Below are 20,509 nucleotides of genomic sequence, written 5' to 3' on the forward strand. Positions count from 1 at the left end.
CAATAAGCTAAAAATTCAAACCGATCCAAGCTTAAAGTTTTTTAACTTTATAGGATGGTATGAGTTTTATGAAGACCACCATATCCTTATCCGTACTGCTTCTAACCTACTGCTCCAGTTTCGAACCTGCTACAATTAGCCGGGCCGATCATAAAGGTCCCATCGGATATTACGCAGGAGATCCTCTTCCACCCAAGACGGCATTCTTAACGTTCGATGATGGTCCATCCGACTGGACTTCCGACGTATTGGATGTACTTAAAAAAGAAAACATAAAGGCTACATTCTTCGTATGCGGAGCCTGGTTACCTAAGGCCAGCACAAAAGGAAATAGTTTCCGGAAATACAAAACAGTACTCGTCCGAATGAAAGAAGAAGGCCATACGATCGGAAATCACACGCTTGGGCACCAAAACTTCGCGTACATGTCTCCCAAAAAAATAGAAAGCCAATTGGAAGAGAATCAGAGATTATACCAAAACGAACTCGGAGAATATTCCGGAAAACTAATATGGATTCGTCCGCCTTTCGGCTCTCCTTATATCAAAACAAAGAACGAAACAGTCCGCAGAAGGGTCAGCTCAGCACTACAAGGTAAAGGATTTATATTCATGTGGACCAAAGAGTTTGACTCGACAGATTCCAAAGAATGGGTCAAAGGAGAATGGTACGAAAAAGGAGCAAAGATCAATCCAGATCATGAAAAGTTTAAAAGGAAAATGGATCGTATCTATAACTCCTTAGCATCCAAGGCGGAAGGACAAGGAGTAGTGATCTTATTCCATGATACACATCCTACTACTAAGGAAGTTCTACCTTTTATCATTGAAAAATTGAGATCGGAAGGATACACTTTCGCTACCGCGGAAGATTATACCCGATGGCGTTGGGGAAAAACTAGCGAAGAGTTAAGCGAAGAGGACTCGGATTGAACGCCGTTTTTTAAAAAACAAAAAACACTTTTCTTTCCACATTCCGGATCTAAACAGGTCCGAAGTTTAATATTCAGGAACATAAAAATGAACAAAGGTCCACTTTCTGGAGTTAAGGTAGTCGATTTGAGCTTATTACTGCCAGGTCCGTTATGCTCCATGTATTTAGGAGATATGGGAGCCGAGATCATCAAGGTAGAAAATCCAAGAGCGATGGATGCAACCAGAGTGATGTTCAAAAAAGAGAACGGTGCACCTTCCTTATATCTGATGTTGAACAGAAATAAAAAAGCGATCACACTCAATCTCAAAAGAGAAAAGTCCAAAGAGATCCTCTTTAAACTCTTGGAAGATGCTGATATATTATTGGAAGGGTTTCGTCCCGACGGACTTTCCAAAATGGGACTCGGTTACGACGATTTAAAACAAAAATTCCCGAGACTGATCTATTGTGGGATCTACGGTTACGGAGATTCCGGAGCTTATAAGGATTTTGCGGGACATGACTTAAATTATCTCTCCCTCTCCGGAGTATTGGACCAGACCGGAAAAAATCCGCAGGCCCCCGGATTCCAATTAGCGGATATAGGTGGCGGAACATTAACCGCACTATCTTCTATCCTGGCCGCATTGTATTATCGCGAAAAAACAGGTCGCGGACAAAAGATCGCTATCTCTATGATGGAAGCGTCCCTACAATTCGTTTCCTTGTACGGAGGCATCTATTCTGCGACGGGAAAAAATCCGGAAGGTGGAAACGAATTATTATCCGGAAAACTGCCGAATTATTCCACGTACAAGACCAAGGAAGGACGGTGGGTCGCGTTAGGTGCACTTGAGGAAATGTTTTTCAAAACGTTCTTAAGACAATCCGGGCTTGATACACATTTGGAAAAAACTCCGATTGCAGAAACACATTTTGCAGAGTGGAAAAAGATCCTAACGGAATATTTCGCCTCTAAAACACTTGCCGACTTGGAGCCTATATTCCAAAATCCTGATTCATGTCTTACCCCTGTCAAAACACTGGATGAGGTTTCCAAGGATCCGGTAATGAAAGAGAAAGGGATGATCCTGGATCGTAAGCACAAACAATACGGGGATTATATTCAATTCGGTTCCCCGTTTCCTTTTTCGGAGAGTAAGGTGACTTATCGAACAGATCCTCCCGAGCATGGAGAGCATAATCGGGAAATCCTAAATTCCTTGGGTTATACCGACTCCGAGATAGAAGAATTGAAGAAAGATAAGGTAATATAGTTTTTTACTTACGATACTCTAGACAAGTTGGAAACAATTGGTAAAACGAACTTCGCCTCGAAATAAGCTAATGCCAGTAGATAAATACCTTCGAGCAATAGTGCAACGGTCCCGAGGTAAGTGGCTTCTTCTTGCAATCTCCAAACTTGCACAAAACATTGCAAACCCCAAAAAGAATTAGCTATAATTAAGACGACAATGAATATCCGGCGAAGTTGCCCTCTTCCGAAGAGCAATAGAAGAGTTCCGGAATAAGAACCGTATACCAAATTCGCAAAACCTTCCATGCGGGTGAAACTTTCCTCCCAGCCGGCCAAGTTTGAAATAAGAGAAGAGAAAAGAAGTATAATAGTCCCTACTACAAATGCTCCGGCAGAATCGAGTGTAAGAAAAAAACGAGCTTGTTTCATTTATAAAACCATAATAGAACAAACATTAAAACTTGGACTGTGATTAGGGATGATATCGATTCGTAAATCCATAACTTTAGATGTTTGCCCTTCCATATCACATCGATGGAACTATAAGTGAATATAAATCCGAACCATAGGAGAAAAGCGATGGATTGCCCATGAGCTTTATTTTGCAGGTTCATATATTGTAATATTAAAGAAAGAGAAAAAGCGGTAGTTAAGAAAACGCAGAAATTCAAAAATATTCGAATTCCTAAATTCTTCTTCTCCTCTTGTGTAGGAAGGGTCAAGAATTTTGAAAGGCCGAAATAAAGAGGACCGCTAAAAAGAAATGCGCAAATAAATCCTGCCATTCCGGAAACGATAGGAGCTACGATACTTTGTGTCATGAGGTCTCCCTGACAAACTACTTAAGCTAATATTTATCCAGTATTCTTTTCTAAAGTAAACAAATTTCCGAATCTAAATTCTATCGTTGGAATTCCAACTAAGTGGAATGAGGAATTTTCTTTTGAAAGGGGGGAGAAATGTAATGTCGTATAGGTTTTTTCTACACAACCGACTGACTCCCTTGTAACGGTTGTAAAATCCACGACATAGTTACACTTTTGATTGCCGAGTAAACTTTTTAGATCGGGTCAATATTGTTAGCGTATTTTTTTATTGTGTAAACAATATCCTCCGGTGCTGCATTCCAAATTCCTAAGAGGATCATCACATGGGCTCCGAAGATAGAAAAGTTTTGCGAAAATATTTTCTGAACTCTCCGCGTATAGTTTGGTTCACCACTTTCTATCCGGAACGACTCTGAGATAGGCTCTTTTAAGTTAATCAGAACCGATATATTTCCAAATACCTCGACAATCCGCCAAGTTTGAAAAGATTTCCAAGGAATTGTGTGACTGCCGTTGCGTAAACCTATAGTGATCCCTTCTTCGGAGAATTTAAGCCAACCGGTGGGCTTCCTTTTTAGTAGAAAGAATAATAATATAAAAATACCTATAACCAACATTGCACTAACCGCTGTCATATAAATCGTATTAATTCGTACAAAGAGAACGGAATGCCCTCCAAAAAGGATTAATACAATCCCGATAAAGAACATCTTATTCCGGTTCACAATGATACGATCATTCGGTGAGATCAACTTTCCGGATGGGTTTGCAAGTTCGTTTTGAATCTTACGACGGTCCAGGAAGGAAAAAACAAATGAGCCAATAATAAACGTTATGAAAGCGCCGACGGAAATGAGTAAATGTGTATCACTATTTTTCATGAATGTATAAGCCGATCCACAATATACACGATGTTGTCTATTCGTAATCCGGTGGAGAAAAAAGTTCCCATCGTAATTCCTGTCCATCATACGAGTACAAGAAAGGTTGTGTTACAGCGCTAACTCCTAGGGCGCAATAACTTTACGTAAAAATTAATATAAGACTTGTTGAAAGAGATAGCGCCGACCGAATCATTTACGTTCCAATTGTTAACATGACTTTTGGACCTCTCCACTTCTTTTCTTACGATTGGGTGGATTTGCGTTATTCAATTTATTTCAGGCAAAATTTAAAAGGAACGTTGCGACAGAACGAACGTTCTGTTTTTTATATGCTTTCAGATCGCCAAAATGGATGAAAATATCGAGATTTCCCGGAATTCTGTCCCATTAGGACTAAAATCGGCGTTTCACCGGGCATGTTTTTCTTGATGGAATCGACCCTCGCGAAAAATTAGGATTAGAAACTCTCGCAAGAAGGGAAAAAATGTATCAGGAACTGACTGAGCAGCAGATCGAGATTAGGGACACGATCAGAAACTTCGTTAAGAAGGAAATCACCCATGAAGTTGCTATCCACTGGGACGAGCAAAACAAACATCCAGAAGAACTTATCAATAGAATGAGAACCGAATTAGGAGTCAACGGACTCACTATCCCCGAAGAATACGGTGGATGGGGCCTTGGTTCAGTAGAGCAGTGTTTGGTAACCGAAGAACTTTCTAGAGGATGTCTCGGTATCAGCCTTTGTTTCGGTTATACAGGTCTTGGTATCCTTCCAATCATGAAAGGTGCAAGCCACGAACAAAAGAAAAAATGGCTTCAACCGGTTGTTGACGGAGAATACGGAGTTTCTTTCTGTCTTTCCGAGCCTGGCGCAGGTTCCGACGTTCCTGGTATGAGCACTACTGCGGTTAAAAAAGGCGACAAATGGGTCATCAACGGAACCAAACAATGGATTACCGGTGGTGGTAGCGCTGGAGCTTATACCGTTTTTGCATATACCGATAAAGGCCGTGGAACTCGTGGAGTTTCCTGCTTCTACGTTAAACGCGACACTCCAGGTTTGATCGTCGGTAAAAAAGAGGATAAACTTGGTATTCGTGCATCCGATACTCGCCAAATCATCTTCGAAGATTGTGCGGTAGAAGAAGCGAATATGATCGGAAAAGAAAACCTCGGGTTCATCTACGCTCTTCAAACTCTGAACGCTTCTCGTCCATACGTTGCTGCTATGGGAGTGGGTGTTGCTCAAGCTGCTTTAGATCATGCATCTAAATACGCTCGTCAAAGAGAGCAGTTCGGTTCTAAAATTTCCAGCTTCCAAGCGGTTCAACACATGCTTGCAGATATGTCTATCGGTGTGGAAACTGCACGCCAGATCTGCTATCTTTCCGCTCGTATGTCCGATGCTGAAGATCCTCGTCTTCCGAAATATTCCGCAATCGCGAAAGCATATTGCTCCGAGACTGCAATGAAAGCGGCTACTGATGCGGTTCAGATCTTCGGTGGATACGGTTATACTAAAGAGTATCCGGTTGAAAAACTGATGAGAGATGCAAAAATCCTTTGTATCTTCGAAGGAACCACTCAGATCCAAAAGAACGAGATCGCAGCTTATGTGATCCGTGAAGCAGCTTCCGCAAAATAAGAATTTTCTAATATTGCAAAGCTTGAAGAAGGCGTCGGTTTCCCCGGCGCCTTTTTTATTTTCCAAACCTGAAAGTTGTGATGGAGGAGTTCCTACAAAGTTTGGGCGCCTTTTTTATTTCCTCTTCGCTCGGATCCTGCTCAATGACACAGGCGTGATCCCCAGATAAGAAGCGATATGATATTGAGGAATAAGGTCTTCTATATCTGGTCTGGATTGTAAAAGTAGATCGTATCTTTCTTCCGCACTGAGCGCTAAGAGTTCATATTCTCTTCTTGCTTTTTTTAAGAATAAATTTTCTGCAAATATCCGGCCCAATCTTTCCCAGGCTATATCTTGGTAGAATAGTTTTCTGAATTCGGAAAATTTTGCGACTGCAAGTTCGCAATCTGTGATCGCTCTAATATTGCAGGTAGAAGGTTGTTCAGTAAGAAGATCGAAATAGGATCCTGTAAAGTCTCCCGGGAAATTGAAACTTTTAATATACTCGTTTCCTTGGTTGGTGAGATAATATTCTCTCAAAACTCCTGAGAATACGAAGGCGAACTCCGAAGCTTGCGCTCCTTGTTTGATCAGAAAATCTCCGTATCCTAATTTACGGATCGTATATAGTTGTTCCGATTTTTTCCAAACTTCTATCGGGACGGGAGAGATCCGGTTCACAGTCTCATAAATTTTTTCCCAAGGCAGATCTTTCTGATCCATACAATTCCCGTTCACGGATTTCCCTAAAGAAAGTCCGCAAACGGAAATTTTACAAATCTAATTATTGGGAAAATCCAAATATTATATGGAATCCAAAAAAGGAAGGGCAACCTTTAGGAATTCTTTCGGATTTTCGGCAAAAGGTACATGTCCGGTTTTCAGATAGGCCAGTTTCGAACCTTTTACTTTTTCATGAAGCCTAAGTGCAAGTTTCGGATCTATCACCGGGTCAAATTCTCCCCATACGATTAACGTAGGCGCTTGGATCTGAGAGACTTTCTCTCTTAAATCATGTTTTTCGTCCAAAAAACTTTTCCAAATAGAAGCGTTCACTTCTTTTGCTCCCTCCACATTTTCTCTCTCCTTGATCCTGGTCAGAATGGACTCTGTGTATTTGTTCCTGATCTTTATATAGTGGTTCGGGAAGAAGTTCCAAACGAGTCCTGTAAACCAAACCTTGGATTTCAGTCCTGCAAAACTTTTGGTGATCCAATCCGGATCGTTTAATCCTCCGGTGTCCACGATCACAAGTCCTTTTACAAGCTCCGGTCTTTGGACCGCAAGATTCATGGAAGCGAATCCTCCGAGCGAATTGCCGATAAAAATCCCTCCTTCCGGAGCAAGTTGTTGGACCATTTCGGGTAAAATTTCGGCATATTCCACCGCGGAAGCGGATGTTGCCGGTTGCGGATTTTCGGATAATCCGTGTCCCGGCCAATCCAAAGAAATCACTTTATATTTTTCTGATAAACTTGGTAGAATAGATTCAAAATCGTTATGATCATGTCCCGCGGAATGGAGTAGGAAAATCGGTTTCCCTTTTCCTTCTATCCAATAGGCGATCCTTCCTAATTTGGAAATAAAATATCCGCTGGGTAATTTCGGGGATAAAGTTTTGTTCTCTAAAACCGTTTCCATCCTTGCTCCTCCACTACATTGAATCAGTAACAAACCGAGTAATAGGCTTGTTGTTAGAGTTCTTTTCATACTTGGATCTTGTCCTAAGAATGTATTCAAGTCAAGAAGGGAGAAACGTATAAATGGATAAACGGATTATCCTATGTTAATTACTTTTTCAAAGTCTGATACCGTTGTTTCAGGAGCGAAGCGACTATCGTACGATGGCCCATTTTACTAGTTTGGCCACAGGGTTTAGCCATTTTGCAACCTTATTCCTGTAAGTATGAGGGAATAATAAAAAGTTTTCTAAAGGAAAGATCAGTCCATCTTCTATCAGCTTTTGTTTGTTCTGCATTGAACTTAATTTATCCGGATTAAGAACGGAATAAATTCTGGATATCCCGTCTTCTTCTATAAGGAAGCTTTGCAGATACGCGGGTTGATCTTTGTAATAACCGATCAACGTTTCCGCTCCGTTCACTATTCCGAAATAGAAATCCAATCTGTATTTTAACCTATTACTTTTTGTCCTAATGAAAAAATGAGAGGTCCTCTCCTTTCCAATGATCGGAATTCTTGCCGCGTTTACTTTCCCGCCGCCATCGGACCAAAGAACGATCTCTTCTTTTAAGAAAGGAACCAGCAGCTCCGGTTTTCCTTTGGAAGATGCTAATAAAAAATCACGGAAGATCTTCTTTCTTGTTTCGGATGGAGCGTCGTATTTTTTTCGATCCGATTTTAGCGACTCTTTGGCTCGTTTTAGGATCTGTCTACAGTTCTCCTGATTTTTTCCGACAACTTTTGCGATGGAATCATATTCCATTGCAAAACTTTCTCGAAGTAGGAAAACCGCTCTTTCGATAGGATTCAATTTTTCTAATAAATGTAAGAACGCCAGATCCAATGTTTCCGGATCAGGCTCTTCTTCTATCGGTGCCGGAGCCAGGGGCTCCGGTAACCAAGGTCCGATATAGGTTTCCCTTTTCCTTTTCGCTTTCCTTAAAGAATCCAAGGAGAGTCTAGCCGCGACAGTGGATAAGAATGCTTTCGGAGATCTGATCTTTTCTTCTTTGGATCTTTCCCATCTCAGAAAAGTCTCCTGCACTATATCCTCTGCCTCTACCACGCTCCCTGTCATCTTATAGGCAATCCCGAAGACCAAACCTTTGTTTTCTATAAATTGATCTAGTCTTTCTTGAGCGCTCATTTTTCTGCCGTTACGAATTTTTCGTTTTGTTTGACTAAAGGTCTTTCTTTAGGTTGAGGGATCGCATAAAAATCGAAATATTTTTCGGCCTTAAAAGAGAAGACTGTGAATTTACAAATAAGCTCTTTCACAATAGCTCCTAATTTTCCGGTCCAAATTTTTTCCGTAGGACTATCGTCGTAATTTAAGAATTGAAGTAGGCCTTCTTTTCTTCCTAAACTTACACAACGTCCTACATACGCCAATCGGAAAGGTTTTTGTCCTATCTTCGATTTATTTCCCAATAAGTTGGAGATCCTTTCCGCCAGATAAATTCCCATAGGAAGCGCTGTGGCACAGGCCATTCTCAAATAGGAATATTCTTCTCCCGGAACTTTTACCCCGTCACCTGCGCCTAAAATATTTGTATATTCAGGAACTTGCATATACTCATTCAGGTATACCTGGCCGATCTTATTTGATCCTAATCCGGAATTTTTTCCGAGATCGGAGGCGACGAGTCCTGCGGAAATCACACAATAATCGTGAAGGACTTGGGTTCCATTGGAAGTTTTAATCTTATCTTCCAATAGGTCTTCGCCTCTTTCTCCTTCTATCAGGTTTACTTTCAGATTTTTCAGGACTTCTTTCATATAAAGAACCGCATTCGAAGAGAAATTTTTTCCGATCTTATCCGAATCCAAAAGTGTTATTTTCGCTAAGGGATAATTTTCTGCGAGTTCCGTTGCTACTTCTATACCGGAAAGTCCGCCGCCTAATACCGTTATTTTCGCATCCGGGCGATGGCTTAATTCTTTTCTTAATCGTTCCGAATCCTGAAAACTTGCGATCGAAAAATAATTGATACCTTTGGTCCCAGGATCTCCGGCTCTCATTCCTGCGGTATAACCTAAATAATCGTATTCGAAATAGGTCCCGTTATCTAAGAGCACTTTGTTCTCTTTCGGAAATATTTTTTCTACTCTTTGGATCAGAAGTTTTACCTTTGGACTCAATAAATTACGGATCTGGAAATCTTTCCCTTTGGTTCCTGCGATGACTTGGTGATTTCTGATCTTTTCCCTAAAGGTCGGCTCTGCAGTGATCAGAGTGATATCTACTTCCGAATTTTTGCGGGACAATCGGTTTGCTGCAGCGATACCTGCATAACCTCCTCCTACGATCAATACCTTCTTCTTTGACATACTTGCCTCCGGTTCTAAAGGCAAGACGTATCTGGGTCATTTCTTGTGACAATGTTTTGGATTTTCTTTGAGAAATGGTCTCAAGCGACTTTTGGAAGGGTTCTGATTAGGAGATTGACAGAGGTATTCTTGTCCACATCTTGGATATGGAATTATGAAGCGTATTTTTTTCCTGATCCTTTTTTTGGCTTCGATCTTATGTTTGATAACGTGTAAGGAAAAAAAGCCCATCCCTGAACTGGAAGGATTTGTAGTTAAAAGTGTAATCCATCCGAGTAATAATCCGTTCAACCAGGAAAAGGTAGAGTTAGGTAAGACATTATATTTCGATTCTAGACTTTCTTTCAACCAAGACGTAAGTTGCGCAAGTTGTCATAATGCCTCTTCTCCTTCCGAAGGTTTTCCTCGGACCAAGATCCATAATCCTGCTCCATCTCTTACCAATGTGGCATTATATAAGGACGTATTCAAAGATCCTGAAGCAAAAGAATTAGAAGATCTGGTAAAAGAAAAAGTCCATTCTAAACTCATGTTTCAGAACGAAACGAAGCTTGTACAAAGAATTTCTTCTATCCAAGGTTATAAGGAACTCTTCGAAAAAGCTTATGGAGATCCGGAGATTTCCGGAGAGAGGATTGTCCTAGCGCTCTCTACTTTTCAAAGAACGATCGTAAGTAAAAATTCCAACTTCGATAAATTTGTGATGGGGGAGGAGAACGCTTTGACCCCGGCTCAGATCAGAGGTTGGAACGTTTTCCAGAACAAGGCAAAATGTATTCAGTGTCACCAAGGACCAAATTTCTCCGATTCCAAATTGCATACAACCGGTCTTGCGGGGATCAAAGATAAGGTTAGAACTCCTACATTAAGGGACGTCACTAAAAAGAAAACTTTCATGCATAATGGGATCTTCGGATCGATCGAAGATACCGTGAACCATTTTGCGGAAGGTGGGCATTCCAAGGCGGTCCACGATCCTATGCTAAAACCTGCGGAACTTTCGGATCAGGACAAAAAGGATTTGATCGAATTCTTAAAAGCGTTAGAAGGAGAGCCCATCCAGTGGGAAATCCCCTCTATTCCAAAAGCTTAATAAAACAGTCCGAAATTAATCATTAGAAGGAGTAGCTTGTTGGGCTTTCGCTACTTCGTTTTTGATGATCGTGTCTACGATTTCATCCACATTTACTCCGAACTTTTCGAAAACAGAGTTCCTTGCCAGTTCGTACCGAATGATATCCACATTAAAGTTGATCCTTGCTTGGGCTACTTGTAGCTCGGCTTGGATCAAACCGTCCAAAGCGGATTTTACCAATACTGCCGTAAATCTTCCCTGATTGAAGCGTGCTTGGACTCCTCTATAAAACTTCTCCGCCTCTTCTCTACGAGTGTTTGCGGTTTCCAGAAGTTCCTGCCCGGCAACGATCGCATAATATCTATTATCCAACTCTTCTTTGATCAGAGTCCGAAGTTCGGTCTCTTGTTTTGCCAAGATATCTAATTTAAGTTTAGCGTCTCTGATATCCGTCTGGATCCCAGTATCGAATAAAGGATATGACAGAGCGAAGTTTAAAGTTTTTTCCGGATAACGGAAGGACATCATGCCTGTTTCCGGATTCACATAATTGGTCTGAGGATTTAAGTATGTTTGTCCTCTTGTGGAATAACTTCCGGTAATCTTTAAGGAAGGCATATCTTCCGCGTTCTTGATCTTCAGTTCCAGTTCTGCGATCTGCCTCTGACGGATCAAATTTTTCAGGTCTATCCTATGATCCAATGCGTATTGATAATCCTTAGTTGGATTGATATCGTTCGGGACTTTTTCTTGAAGATCGGTGATCCCGGAAATTTTAGAACTTGGGTCCACATTCAAAATACGGATCAAATTTCTTTCCGCTTCCGCTCTGGCAAGTTTTGCTCTTTCCAAACTGTTCTCGGTTTGAGTAAGGGCACTATTCCATTGATTCACCTCGAACCCTTCGGAAAGACCAAGGTTACGTTTTCTGATCGTTAGATCCCGGATATTTTTGGTATTTTTTTCCAACCTGTCGAATGTTTCAACTTGAGAATCGAATACGCTCAAACTCCAATAATCCACGAGAGTTTTAACCACAAGCTGGGCAAGAATATTGACTAGTTCGTCTCGACGAATGACTGCGTTTTGTTTTAATACTTTTTGTTTTTCTTTCTCAATTTGGCCGAAAGAATACTTTAAAAGTTCCTGACCAAGAGTGATCGTCAGGGCATCGGTGTATTGGGGAGGGGCCGCTAAATAAGAACCGACTGCGCCTAATCTGGAAGCGGCTGCCTGAGTTTCGAATGCATCCGCATCGAATCTAGTATGACTGAGTTCCAAACTAAAATAAGTCTGGGTTTCGAAATTCTTTTGGATCCCGACGTTTACCCTATCGTTCGAGATCTTTGTTCCGGAGAGAACGTTATTATTATTCAGAGGAAGAGTAGTTTTTGTTTTCGAAAAACCGCCGACCAGCGTCCATGCATATTGAGATAGATTTTTTAACTCGGCAGTATCCGCTTTTACGAATTCCATCCCGGCATTTCTTACCGTGATATTATTCGCTAAGACATAATTGACCGCTTCTTTCAAAGTGAGCTTAAGAACTCTGGGCTTATTTTGAAAGGAAGGGTCTAACTCTTGGGCGAATTGGGAAACCGGAAGAGCAAAAGTGCAAACAAGCAAGAGTCGCAGATAAAATTTCCTTAACCAAGGAATATTTGCAGGCCTAAGCATAGTGTGTTGGTCTTCCTACGGAGCATGGTTTTTGTTTCGGAAGAATTTGCCAAATCGAAAAATCTAAAGTAAAAGTCTAGACAGCTTAAAATCGATGAAAACTCCAGATAAAAAATTGAACCGACTCGCGTCTGAAAAAAGTCCTTATTTACTCCAACATTCCGCCAACCCAGTGGATTGGTTTCCATGGTCTGAAGAGGCCTTTGCAAAGGCGAAATCCGAGAATAAACTGATCTTCTTATCCATCGGTTACGCTACCTGTCATTGGTGTCATGTAATGGAAAAGGAATCGTTTGAGAACGAAACGACTGCGGAAGTTTTAAATAGAGATTACGTTTCCATTAAGGTGGATCGGGAAGAAAGACCGGACGTGGATCGGATCTATATGGACGCGTTACATGCCATGGGACAGCAGGGTGGCTGGCCTTTAAATATGTTTTTAACTCCCGAAGGAAAGCCGATTACTGGCGGGACGTATTTTCCTCCTGTCCCTAAGTATGGAAGAAAAAGTTTTACGGAAGTTTTGGGAATTTTAAACGGTTTATGGAAGGAGAAAAAAGAAGAATTACTCGAGGCATCCGAAGATCTGACCAAACACTTAAAAGAATCGGAAGAAACTCGAGCATTTGCAGATACTTCCGAGATTTCTTCTCCGGGCCCGGAAATTTTCGAGAATGGCTTTTTATTATATGATCGATTTTACGATCCGGATTACGCGGGTTTTAAATCCAATTCTGTAAATAAATTTCCACCCAGCATGGGGCTCGGTTTTTTATTACGTTATCATAAATCTACAGGTGAACCCAAAGCTCTCGAAATGGCGGAAGAGACACTGACCGCAATGAAGAAAGGTGGGATATACGACCAGATCGGTGGGGGACTTTGCAGGTATTCCACCGACCATCATTGGTTGGTACCACATTTCGAGAAGATGTTGTACGATAATTCTCTCTTTTTGGAAGCTTTAGTAGAATGTTACCAAGCGGTAGGAGAAAAAAAATACAAGGATTATGCATACGATGTGATCGAATATCTTCATCGCGATATGAGATTGCCTGGAGGTGGAATTGCGAGCGCAGAAGATGCTGATTCGGAAGGAGAAGAGGGCTTATTCTATCTTTGGACAAAAGAAGAAGTAAGAGAAGTCTGCGGACAAGACGCTTTTCTCTTGGATGAATTTTGGAATATCACCGAAAAAGGAAATTTTGAAGAGAAAAATATCCTACATGAAACATTCAGAATGAACTTCTCCAGACTGCACGGTTTGGAACCTTCCGAATTGGAAGAGATTGTTTCCAAAAACAGAAAAAAACTATTAGAAAGACGCTCCCATAGGATCAGACCGCTTAGGGACGATAAAATTTTATTTTCTTGGAACTGTTTGTATATCAAAGCCCTAACAAAAGCTGCAATGGCATTTGGGGACGGGGATCTATTAAGAGAAGCGGAAGAAACTTATAAATTCCTGGAAAAAAATCTGATCCGAGAGGATGGAAGACTGCTCAGAAGGTTTAGAGAGGGAGAGGCAAGATTTTTAGCATATAGCTCTGATTATGCGGAATTTGTTTTAGCTTCTTTGTATCTGTTCCAAGCAGGAAAAGGATTCAGGTATCTGGAAAATGCGATACGATACACCGAAGAAGCGATCCGACTTTTTAGGAGTCCTTCCGGCGCGTTTTTCGATTCAGGTATAGACGGAGAGACATTGCTCAGAAGAACTGTGGATGGATACGATGGAGTGGAACCTTCTGCCAATAGTTCCTTTGCGACCGCATTCGTGATACTTTCAAAGTTAGGAGTGGACTCTGAAAAATATCTGCAATATGCGGATTCTATCTTCTCTTATTTCAAATCCGAATTGGAAACATACCCGATGAATTATCCATATATGCTTTCCGCATTATGGCTCCGAAAATCTCCCGGAAGAGAACTTGCGGTAGTTTATTCAAGTCAGGAAGAATTATTGCCGATCTGGAAAGGTGTCGGCTCCTTATTCTTACCGGAAACCGTGCTTATATGGGCAAACGATAAAGAAGCGGAAGAAAATGGAGAAAAATTCCTGCTTCTAAAAAACAGGAATTCAGGCGGGGGAGTGAAGGCGTACGTCTGTGTAGGATCCTATTGCGAACTTCCCGTATCGGACTGGACTAGTTTACGAGCAAAATTGATAGAGGATTAAGAGAGCTCTATTCTCTCCGCATCTCTCCAAAGCCTGTCCAGATTATAATACTCTCTTTTTTCCGGGGTCATGATATGGACTATGAATTCACCATAGTCCAATAAAGTCCAACCGGAGGAAGCGGATGTTCCTGTTTTATCCGTTTCCTTATGAGGTAATTTAAAACTTTTTAATGCTTTTTTGATCTCTCTTGCGACTGCGTTCGCTTGAACTGCGGAGTTTACGGTGCAGATCAAAAAGAAACTCAAGTATGAATGCACTGATTCTAAGTTTAAGACCGCGATCTCTTCGCATTTTTTATCCTGCATGATCTTATGGATCGTTTTTAGGATTTCCATCGTGTTTTCCGGGGTATTTTTGGGGGAAGGACTCATATTTATTTTTTAGGCTCGATATCGGATCCTAAGAGCACGGTGGAATCCAGCCCAAGGTCCTTTCTTAATACATGGTATACTTTTGTTTTTTCTAATATGGAGGAGATTTTATCCGCGACAGCGGTATTCCCGGAACGATCTAAGATGATCGTTTTTTTTACGTCTTTGGTCCAGGCATTGTCTACGGAGAGTACTTTGATCCTTTTATCCGCCAAGGTCGCTCTCACATCCTTTGCAAGACCGGGCACATCGGTCCCGTTCAAAACTTCCGTTCTGGCATATTCCCCATCCGTGAAAATTTCAGCGGAAACATCTTTATGGAATTTTCGGACAGCGACAGAAGCCCTGGCCGGATCCGCAGTTAGGAATAAACGTCTTGTTTTGGGATCCAGAGCGGGTTCTCCCGGAAGTTCCGTGATCCCGAATGCGAGTCTATGAGAGGTGGCGAATTTTAGAAGAGTATAAAAATCCTCTTTGGAAAAATCCGAATCGATCAGATTGAAGACCATTTCCGACCAAAATGAATTAAGAAGTTCTTTGTTTTCATATAAAGTTTCGTAAACGGATAGGACCGCACTCTCTTGTCTGCTGATCCGATCTAGATAATCCAATGTTTCCTTCTTATCCATATAAGAAACGTAATCATACACATCTTCGCCCGAATAAGCATACAAACCGGGTTCCCTAACATAAGAAGGAGAAACCCTATTAGTTCGGTTATCGGTGTATAAATTCACTCCGCCTAAAATATCTACGATCTTGATAAAGGAAGAAGCGTTGATCTTAACGGTATAATTCGGTTTGGAACCTAAGATGTCCTGGATTGCCTCTTTTACCGCCGAGGTTGCCTTGGATTTAATTTGTTCTAAAGTATCTTCCGGATCTTCGAATGTGGTGATCGGATGAAAGAAGAATAAGCCGACCCTTTCTTGGGAAGGGAAGATGGTGGCTAAAAATCCGAACTCATACACGTCGTCGTTTCCTACTGCATGGAAAAGAATATGGATCGGTTTACCGGAACTGATCTTTTCGTCCAGACCGGTCCTTCTGAAATTGCGAAATAGAAAAAATAACAGTGCCAAAAACAGAAAACCTGCGGCAATCCATAGTGGAAGAAGATTAAAAGGTCGAATCGGTTTGTTAGGACTCAAATCAAAGCCTCGGATGATTCCATTCAGAAAGAAAAAATAACCCTGTCAATTGGATAATTTTCCCAAGGCGAAATGATACATAGCGATCGTCCTATTATGGATCGCTCCTTTATTATTCAACAGGTTCTGCATAGTATGGACGGTCTTATTTAATACGGCGAGGTATAGATTTTCCTTGGCTTTGTTTCTCCAATCCGAATAATCCTTTTGTCTTTCCGCAAACTCGGAACCTAAAAAATCGGCCGCATACAAGATACAATCCAAGAGGTTTAAGTCCTCTCCACCTAAAGTATGGTGTTTCACTGCATCTAAAACCGATCTTGTTTTTAAGCCGTATTCCGTTTCCAGATAATAGGCTGCGGATCTCGAATGCCAGGCCGCCTCCGGAAGTTTAGGGGCTTCTAGATCCCCTAGTTTTGTAAATAGATCTAAATGGAACTCTTTAGTTTTTTGTTTGGTGATATCGTGTACTACACCGGCTAAATAAGCTTCGTTCGTCTCGTTCGGAGAATGAATACTTGCAAGTTCCTCCGCGATCTCAGCCACTCTTAGACTATGCTCCCAGCGGGTTTTAGTAATTTCTTTTGGAACAATATCAGTAAAATATTGTATTTGTTCTGTAGTAGTATTCAGGATCATCTCTTATATATAAGACTGACGGTCTTAGCAATAGGATCTATTTTTAAGTATGATATCCCATACTTTTTGGGACAATACAATCGGTTTCCTATTTTCCAAAATACATTTAGGAAGTTCTTCTCTAAGATTGGTAGATGCAGCTTCTACGATCAGGTTTTGTAAAAATACGATCTTATCTTGGAATTTTTGCAAGTGTGCGTTTTGTGGTACGGACTGGGAGAATCTTCTGAACACCAAAAGAGAATACACCTTATCCAAAATATTTTCCCAGTTTTTCCATTTATGGAATTCGGAATATTGATCTTCTCCGATCAAAAGGGCAAGTTTATCATTTGGCCGACCTTTCAAAAGTTCTAAAATAGTTTCTTCCGTAAAACTCGGAGTTTCTCTTTTGATCTCCCAGTCCCAAATTTTCGTATTCGGAAAACTTTCGAACTGGGCCTGAACAAGATCTATGATCGATTCAGGAGGAGTTTTTTTATTCTGTTTCCAGGGAGAAGTATGGTTTGGAACGATCAGAAGTTCTTTTGCATTCGGAAAATTTTTCCAAAAACTGGACGCCACTTCCGCATGACCTAGATGCGGAGGATCAAAACTCCCGCCAAAAACTCCGACCAGATCGGAAGAGATCATAAAAAGAAGAAGGTCCCTTAACCTCGGACCTGTCCTTCTCCTTCCGCATACGTTGTGGTAGTTGTAAGATGTACGAGTCCCATCGGACCTCTTACATGCAATTTTCCTGTGGAAATCCCGACTTCCGCTCCGAGCCCAAATTCTCCTCCGTCATGAAAACGAGTGGAGATATTCACAAAAATCGCAGCGGAGTCCAAGGAGCGACTAAAAAAGTTCGCAGCGCTTATATCTTCCGTCACGATCGCTTCGGTGTGACCCGAGCTAGTCGCTTCTATGAATTCGATCGCTTCTTCTATCTTATCCACAGTTTTGACGGAAAATCTGAGATCTAAAAATTCCTCTAGATAGTCCTCGTCCTTAACAGGTTGGCCTTTCGGAAAGATCGAAAGTGATCTTGGATCCAAAAGTAGTTGTACACCTTTGGAAGCGAGTTCTTCCAATAATTCTTTAATGTAGGGATATTGAGAATGAATAATTAAGTTTTCCGCAGCATTACAAACTCCGGGTCTTTGCACCTTGGAATTGACTGCAATCGGTAAAACTTTTTTAGGATCTGCGGATTTATCTATATAAAGATTCACCACACCCTTATCATGTTTTACCACAGGGATCAGTGAATTTTCGGAAACAAAACGGATGAGACCTTCTCCACCTCTAGGGACGACTATATCGATATGAGAAGTTTGTTTTAGGAAAGGGATCATATATTCTCTTTCCGTTCTATCCACAAATGTGACCGCATTTGCAGGTAGACCTTCTTCTTTTAAACAGTCTTGGAAAATTTTAGCGAGGATCGTGTTGGAGTGGATTGCTTCCGAACCGCCGCGCAAGATACACGCATTTCCGGATTTGAAAGATAAAGCTCCCACATCGATCGTAACATTCGGCCTGGATTCGTAGATCACCATGACCACACCCAAAGGAACTCTTTTTGTATTCAGGCGAATCCCATTCGGAAGAGTAGCACCTCTTACGGTTTCTCCGACTGGATCAGGAAGAGCCTTAATTTCCAGAACCGCGTTAGACAAGCTTTGGATCCTTTTTTCGTCCAGAGTCAATCTATCCAAAAGTGCGGAAGATAGTCCTTTTGCTTTTCCTACTTCCAGATCCTTTGCGTTCTCTTTTAAAATTTCGGATTTTCTCTCGACCAAAGCGGAGGCAAGTTTTTCCAAAACTCTATTCTTTTGGGAAGTATTTATGGATCGAATTTGTCTATAAGCATCTTTCGCGGATTTACAAAGTTCGTCCACGTAGATGGATTCTGCGGATCTTTGGATCATTCCTGGCCTCCGTTACGTTTGGCTCGGAGAATGGATTTAATTTCCTCCTCCGTAAAATGTTTCTTCTTACCGTTAGAGACAACCAATGTCCCGAGTGTATTCGTTTCTATAAACTCACGCACGCAATTTTTGCGATTCCCGTCTATGATCCCGCAAGGAATTCCCGCCTCGCTGGAGATAGAAGCTGCCTTGAGTTTGGTATACATTCCGCCTGTGCCAGGGCCGCTTGGGCCTCCCGCCTGGGAAAGTTCGGGCTTTCCTACTTCTTCCAAGAAAGGGAGAAGTTTTCCGTCTTTTAAAAAACCTTCCACACCTGTGAGTATGATCAGAAGATCCGCCTCTACGATTAGACTTACGATCGCCGAAAGAACGTCGTTATCTCCGAATTTTACTTCTTCGGTGGCGACCGAGTCGTTTTCGTTTACGATCGGCAGAATGCCCCAATCCAAAAGTTGTCCGAAAGTGTTTTTCAGATTTTTAAATCCTTCCGGATTTTCCATGTCCAAAACGCCGAATAGGATCTGAGCGATCGGAAGATTTACCTTAGAAAAAAAACTATCGTATAAGTTCACCAAGCGGTTTTGGCCCATGGCAGCTAGAGCTTGCTTTTCCGGAAGAGATTCTCCGGCTTCTGCGGAGTTCGGTAACGAGGATAAAAGTTTTCTTCCTCTTGCGATTGCTCCTGAGGAAACTAGGATCACTTGTTTTCCAAGATCCCTTAAATGGCGTATATCCGAAACCAGGCTGAAAAGGAAATCGTTTACTTCCTCTTCCGAGCCTGCAAGTCTTGCGGAACCTATTTTGATTACAATTTTATTGGCTGTTTTGATTCTCTCGTTCAGATCATTTCGATTCATCTGAATTTTCCCGGTGTTCTTCTTCGTAAAAATGGTTTTTTTCCAATTCTTTTTGGAAGAAAGTGGAATCCATTGCGGAAAGTAATTCCTCTAAGTTGATCTCTTCTTGGGCGGAGATTGGGATCACCTTTCCCAAAGAAGAAACGGATCTGAGTAGTTCTTCCGTAAAACTCTGGTCTTCCCAGATGTCTATTTTATTTAAAACGATCAAATGTGGTCGATTGAGAAGTTCCGGATTATAAGATTTCAATTCCGATTGAAGCATCTTAAAATCCTCCTGAATGTCCAGAGCGGCTGCATCAAAAACGTATAATATACCTTTTACTCTTTCTATATGTCTTAAAAAGGAAAGTCCTAGGCCTATTCCCTTACTTGCGCCTTCCACGATCCCGGGAATATCCGCCAAGGTATAACGATAGATATCTCCTTTTCTTTTTACCACGCCTAAGTTGGGAGAAAGAGTTGTGAACGCATATCCTGCGATCTTAGGGTGTGCCTCGGTGATCTTAGAAAGTAGGGTAGACTTGCCCGCATTCGGAAGTCCTACAATTCCCACGTCCGCCAGAAGTTTTAGGCTGAGACGTAGATGTTTGTATTCTCCATCCTCTCCGGGTTGGGAAAATTTGGGAGTTTGGTGTGTGGAAGATTTGAAATGGGTATTTCCTTTTCCTCCTCTTCCGCCTTTTACGACTAAAAATTCATCGTCGTCTTTTATGAAATCGTAAAGTAGTTCCCCGCTTTCCTCGTCGAACACTTGAGTTCCGAGAGGAACAAAAAGGATCAGGTCTTCTCCCTTTTTTCCGGATCTTTCGTTACCTTCTCCCGGGAATCCGTCCTGGGCGCGAAATCTTCTTTTAGTAAGATAACGATCCAATGTAACCATGGAAAGGTTAGGGCGGATGATAATATTTCCGCCGACTCCTCCATCCCCACCGTCCGGTCCGCCGAATTCCACATACTTTTCTCTTCGAAAATGCATGGACCCGGCTCCACCATGTCCGGCGGTAACTTCGATCAGAACTTCATCTATAAACTTTTCCATGTCGAACTAGGGCCTAAAAATAAAAAAAGAAAGGCTTAGGGGAAAAAATCCCCGGAAGGCCTTTCTTTTCCACG

Annotated in this window: 20 protein-coding genes; 5 read left to right on the plus strand and 15 right to left on the minus strand. The window is 41.6% G+C overall.

Annotated elements, in window-relative coordinates; genetic code table 11:
- Positions 1-68 precede the first annotated feature (68 nt).
- Together AB3N61_RS04250 and AB3N61_RS04255 are read left to right on the plus strand one after the other, a co-directional pair.
- Positions 69-932 carry a polysaccharide deacetylase family protein gene (locus AB3N61_RS04250; protein ID WP_367898556.1) on the plus strand — a complete coding sequence of 288 codons (864 nt, stop codon included), beginning with the start codon at positions 69-71 and terminating at the stop codon, positions 930-932.
- 87 nt (positions 933-1,019) lie between these two features.
- On the plus strand, positions 1,020-2,192 hold the full coding sequence (locus tag AB3N61_RS04255) for a CaiB/BaiF CoA transferase family protein (RefSeq protein ID WP_367898557.1): 1,173 nt from the start codon (positions 1,020-1,022) through the stop codon (positions 2,190-2,192).
- A gap of 8 nt (positions 2,193-2,200) precedes the next feature.
- Here the strand turns inward: AB3N61_RS04255 and AB3N61_RS04260 are convergent, their stop codons facing one another.
- The 3 genes from AB3N61_RS04260 to AB3N61_RS04270 all read right to left on the minus strand — a co-directional run bounded on the left by AB3N61_RS04260 (position 2,201) and on the right by AB3N61_RS04270 (position 3,710).
- Positions 2,201-2,602: a hypothetical protein gene (locus AB3N61_RS04260; protein WP_367898558.1), complete on the minus strand. Its 402-nt coding sequence runs from the start codon at positions 2,600-2,602 to the stop codon at positions 2,201-2,203.
- The gene (locus AB3N61_RS04265) at positions 2,599-2,994 is read right to left on the minus strand and encodes a DUF1761 family protein (protein ID WP_020771281.1); all 396 of its coding nucleotides are present in this window, start codon (positions 2,992-2,994) and stop codon (positions 2,599-2,601) included. Before AB3N61_RS04265 ends, AB3N61_RS04260 begins: the two co-directional genes overlap by 4 nt.
- Positions 2,995-3,233: 239 nt before the next feature.
- A complete protein-coding gene (locus AB3N61_RS04270; protein ID WP_367898559.1) occupies positions 3,234-3,710 on the minus strand; it encodes a hypothetical protein in 477 nt (158 codons plus the stop codon).
- A 658-nt stretch (positions 3,711-4,368) separates the two neighbouring features.
- On the opposite strand from AB3N61_RS04270, the gene AB3N61_RS04275 reads away from it, so the two are divergent.
- Positions 4,369-5,532 (plus strand): acyl-CoA dehydrogenase family protein, encoded by a 1,164-nt coding sequence (locus tag AB3N61_RS04275; RefSeq protein WP_020771189.1) that lies wholly within the window; start codon positions 4,369-4,371, stop codon positions 5,530-5,532.
- Positions 5,533-5,646: 114 nt separating this feature from the next.
- Here AB3N61_RS04275 and AB3N61_RS04280 read toward each other — a convergent pair whose 3' ends face one another.
- The 4 genes from AB3N61_RS04280 to AB3N61_RS04295 all read right to left on the minus strand — a co-directional run bounded on the left by AB3N61_RS04280 (position 5,647) and on the right by AB3N61_RS04295 (position 9,528).
- Positions 5,647-6,237 (minus strand): Crp/Fnr family transcriptional regulator, encoded by a 591-nt coding sequence (locus AB3N61_RS04280; protein ID WP_020771479.1) that lies wholly within the window; start codon positions 6,235-6,237, stop codon positions 5,647-5,649.
- Positions 6,238-6,318: 81 nt separating this feature from the next.
- Complete coding sequence (locus AB3N61_RS04285) at positions 6,319-7,155, minus strand: alpha/beta fold hydrolase (RefSeq protein WP_367899057.1); 837 nt, start codon at positions 7,153-7,155, stop codon at positions 6,319-6,321.
- 193 nt (positions 7,156-7,348) lie between these two features.
- Complete coding sequence (gene sigJ, locus AB3N61_RS04290; RefSeq protein ID WP_367898560.1) at positions 7,349-8,344, minus strand: RNA polymerase sigma factor SigJ; 996 nt, start codon at positions 8,342-8,344, stop codon at positions 7,349-7,351.
- Positions 8,341-9,528: an NAD(P)/FAD-dependent oxidoreductase gene (locus AB3N61_RS04295; protein WP_367898561.1), complete on the minus strand. Its 1,188-nt coding sequence runs from the start codon at positions 9,526-9,528 to the stop codon at positions 8,341-8,343. The genes sigJ and AB3N61_RS04295 overlap by 4 nt, the downstream gene beginning before the upstream one ends.
- Positions 9,529-9,682: 154 nt before the next feature.
- Between AB3N61_RS04295 and AB3N61_RS04300 the strand changes: the two genes are divergently transcribed.
- Positions 9,683-10,621, plus strand: a complete 939-nt coding sequence (locus tag AB3N61_RS04300; protein WP_020771239.1) for a cytochrome-c peroxidase — start codon at positions 9,683-9,685, stop codon at positions 10,619-10,621.
- Between the two features lie 15 nt (positions 10,622-10,636).
- Here the strand turns inward: AB3N61_RS04300 and AB3N61_RS04305 are convergent, their stop codons facing one another.
- Positions 10,637-12,280 carry a TolC family protein gene (locus AB3N61_RS04305; RefSeq protein ID WP_020771138.1) on the minus strand — a complete coding sequence of 548 codons (1,644 nt, stop codon included), beginning with the start codon at positions 12,278-12,280 and terminating at the stop codon, positions 10,637-10,639.
- A gap of 94 nt (positions 12,281-12,374) precedes the next feature.
- On the opposite strand from AB3N61_RS04305, the gene AB3N61_RS04310 reads away from it, so the two are divergent.
- Positions 12,375-14,459: a thioredoxin domain-containing protein gene (locus AB3N61_RS04310; RefSeq protein ID WP_367898562.1), complete on the plus strand. Its 2,085-nt coding sequence runs from the start codon at positions 12,375-12,377 to the stop codon at positions 14,457-14,459.
- On the opposite strand, the gene rsfS is transcribed toward AB3N61_RS04310, so the two are convergent.
- From rsfS to obgE, 7 genes are read right to left on the minus strand one after another with little or no spacing between them, the layout of a single operon-like run.
- Positions 14,456-14,833 (minus strand): ribosome silencing factor, encoded by a 378-nt coding sequence (rsfS, locus tag AB3N61_RS04315; protein ID WP_036090842.1) that lies wholly within the window; start codon positions 14,831-14,833, stop codon positions 14,456-14,458. The two genes, AB3N61_RS04310 and rsfS, sit on opposite strands and share 4 nt — an antisense overlap.
- Before the next feature lie 2 nt (positions 14,834-14,835).
- Positions 14,836-15,984: an LCP family protein gene (locus AB3N61_RS04320; protein ID WP_020771493.1), complete on the minus strand. Its 1,149-nt coding sequence runs from the start codon at positions 15,982-15,984 to the stop codon at positions 14,836-14,838.
- Between the two features lie 45 nt (positions 15,985-16,029).
- Positions 16,030-16,623 carry a bis(5'-nucleosyl)-tetraphosphatase (symmetrical) YqeK gene (gene yqeK, locus AB3N61_RS04325; RefSeq protein ID WP_020771128.1) on the minus strand — a complete coding sequence of 198 codons (594 nt, stop codon included), beginning with the start codon at positions 16,621-16,623 and terminating at the stop codon, positions 16,030-16,032.
- Positions 16,624-16,647: 24 nt separating this feature from the next.
- Positions 16,648-17,256, minus strand: coding sequence for a nicotinate-nicotinamide nucleotide adenylyltransferase (locus AB3N61_RS04330; RefSeq protein WP_367898563.1), 609 nt, complete (start codon positions 17,254-17,256; stop codon positions 16,648-16,650).
- Between the two features lie 17 nt (positions 17,257-17,273).
- Positions 17,274-18,536 (minus strand): glutamate-5-semialdehyde dehydrogenase, encoded by a 1,263-nt coding sequence (locus AB3N61_RS04335; RefSeq protein WP_020771197.1) that lies wholly within the window; start codon positions 18,534-18,536, stop codon positions 17,274-17,276.
- Entirely contained in the window at positions 18,533-19,393 is an 861-nt protein-coding gene (proB, locus tag AB3N61_RS04340; protein WP_020771535.1) for a glutamate 5-kinase, read from the minus strand. Before proB ends, AB3N61_RS04335 begins: the two co-directional genes overlap by 4 nt.
- Positions 19,380-20,435, minus strand: coding sequence for a GTPase ObgE (gene obgE / locus AB3N61_RS04345; protein ID WP_020771415.1), 1,056 nt, complete (start codon positions 20,433-20,435; stop codon positions 19,380-19,382). The genes proB and obgE overlap by 14 nt, the downstream gene beginning before the upstream one ends.
- Positions 20,436-20,509: the final 74 nt, after the last annotated feature.

Origin of the sequence: Leptospira sp. WS58.C1 (assembly GCF_040833995.1) — a bacterium.
In the GTDB taxonomy this organism is placed as follows: domain Bacteria; phylum Spirochaetota; class Leptospiria; order Leptospirales; family Leptospiraceae; genus Leptospira_B; species Leptospira_B cinconiae.

What these genes read in the sequence shown, in the direction of transcription:
- AB3N61_RS04265 (WP_020771281.1), bottom strand. Translation starts at nt 2,994, where the DNA reads ATGACACAAAGTATCGTAGCTCCTATCGTTTCCGGAATGGCAGGATTT.
- AB3N61_RS04255 (WP_367898557.1), top strand. Translation starts at nt 1,020, where the DNA reads ATGAACAAAGGTCCACTTTCTGGAGTTAAGGTAGTCGATTTGAGCTTA.
- AB3N61_RS04285 (WP_367899057.1), bottom strand. Translation starts at nt 7,155, where the DNA reads ATGGAAACGGTTTTAGAGAACAAAACTTTATCCCCGAAATTACCCAGC.
- obgE (WP_020771415.1), bottom strand. Translation starts at nt 20,435, where the DNA reads ATGGAAAAGTTTATAGATGAAGTTCTGATCGAAGTTACCGCCGGACAT.
- AB3N61_RS04260 (WP_367898558.1), bottom strand. Translation starts at nt 2,602, where the DNA reads ATGAAACAAGCTCGTTTTTTTCTTACACTCGATTCTGCCGGAGCATTT.
- AB3N61_RS04270 (WP_367898559.1), bottom strand. Translation starts at nt 3,710, where the DNA reads ATGTTCTTTATCGGGATTGTATTAATCCTTTTTGGAGGGCATTCCGTT.
- yqeK (WP_020771128.1), bottom strand. Translation starts at nt 16,623, where the DNA reads ATGATCCTGAATACTACTACAGAACAAATACAATATTTTACTGATATT.
- AB3N61_RS04310 (WP_367898562.1), top strand. Translation starts at nt 12,375, where the DNA reads ATGAAAACTCCAGATAAAAAATTGAACCGACTCGCGTCTGAAAAAAGT.
- AB3N61_RS04305 (WP_020771138.1), bottom strand. Translation starts at nt 12,280, where the DNA reads ATGCTTAGGCCTGCAAATATTCCTTGGTTAAGGAAATTTTATCTGCGA.
- AB3N61_RS04330 (WP_367898563.1), bottom strand. Translation starts at nt 17,256, where the DNA reads ATGATCTCTTCCGATCTGGTCGGAGTTTTTGGCGGGAGTTTTGATCCT.
- proB (WP_020771535.1), bottom strand. Translation starts at nt 19,393, where the DNA reads ATGAATCGAAATGATCTGAACGAGAGAATCAAAACAGCCAATAAAATT.
- AB3N61_RS04275 (WP_020771189.1), top strand. Translation starts at nt 4,369, where the DNA reads ATGTATCAGGAACTGACTGAGCAGCAGATCGAGATTAGGGACACGATC.
- AB3N61_RS04295 (WP_367898561.1), bottom strand. Translation starts at nt 9,528, where the DNA reads ATGTCAAAGAAGAAGGTATTGATCGTAGGAGGAGGTTATGCAGGTATC.
- AB3N61_RS04335 (WP_020771197.1), bottom strand. Translation starts at nt 18,536, where the DNA reads ATGATCCAAAGATCCGCAGAATCCATCTACGTGGACGAACTTTGTAAA.
- rsfS (WP_036090842.1), bottom strand. Translation starts at nt 14,833, where the DNA reads ATGAGTCCTTCCCCCAAAAATACCCCGGAAAACACGATGGAAATCCTA.
- AB3N61_RS04280 (WP_020771479.1), bottom strand. Translation starts at nt 6,237, where the DNA reads ATGGATCAGAAAGATCTGCCTTGGGAAAAAATTTATGAGACTGTGAAC.
- AB3N61_RS04300 (WP_020771239.1), top strand. Translation starts at nt 9,683, where the DNA reads ATGAAGCGTATTTTTTTCCTGATCCTTTTTTTGGCTTCGATCTTATGT.
- AB3N61_RS04250 (WP_367898556.1), top strand. Translation starts at nt 69, where the DNA reads ATGAAGACCACCATATCCTTATCCGTACTGCTTCTAACCTACTGCTCC.
- sigJ (WP_367898560.1), bottom strand. Translation starts at nt 8,344, where the DNA reads ATGAGCGCTCAAGAAAGACTAGATCAATTTATAGAAAACAAAGGTTTG.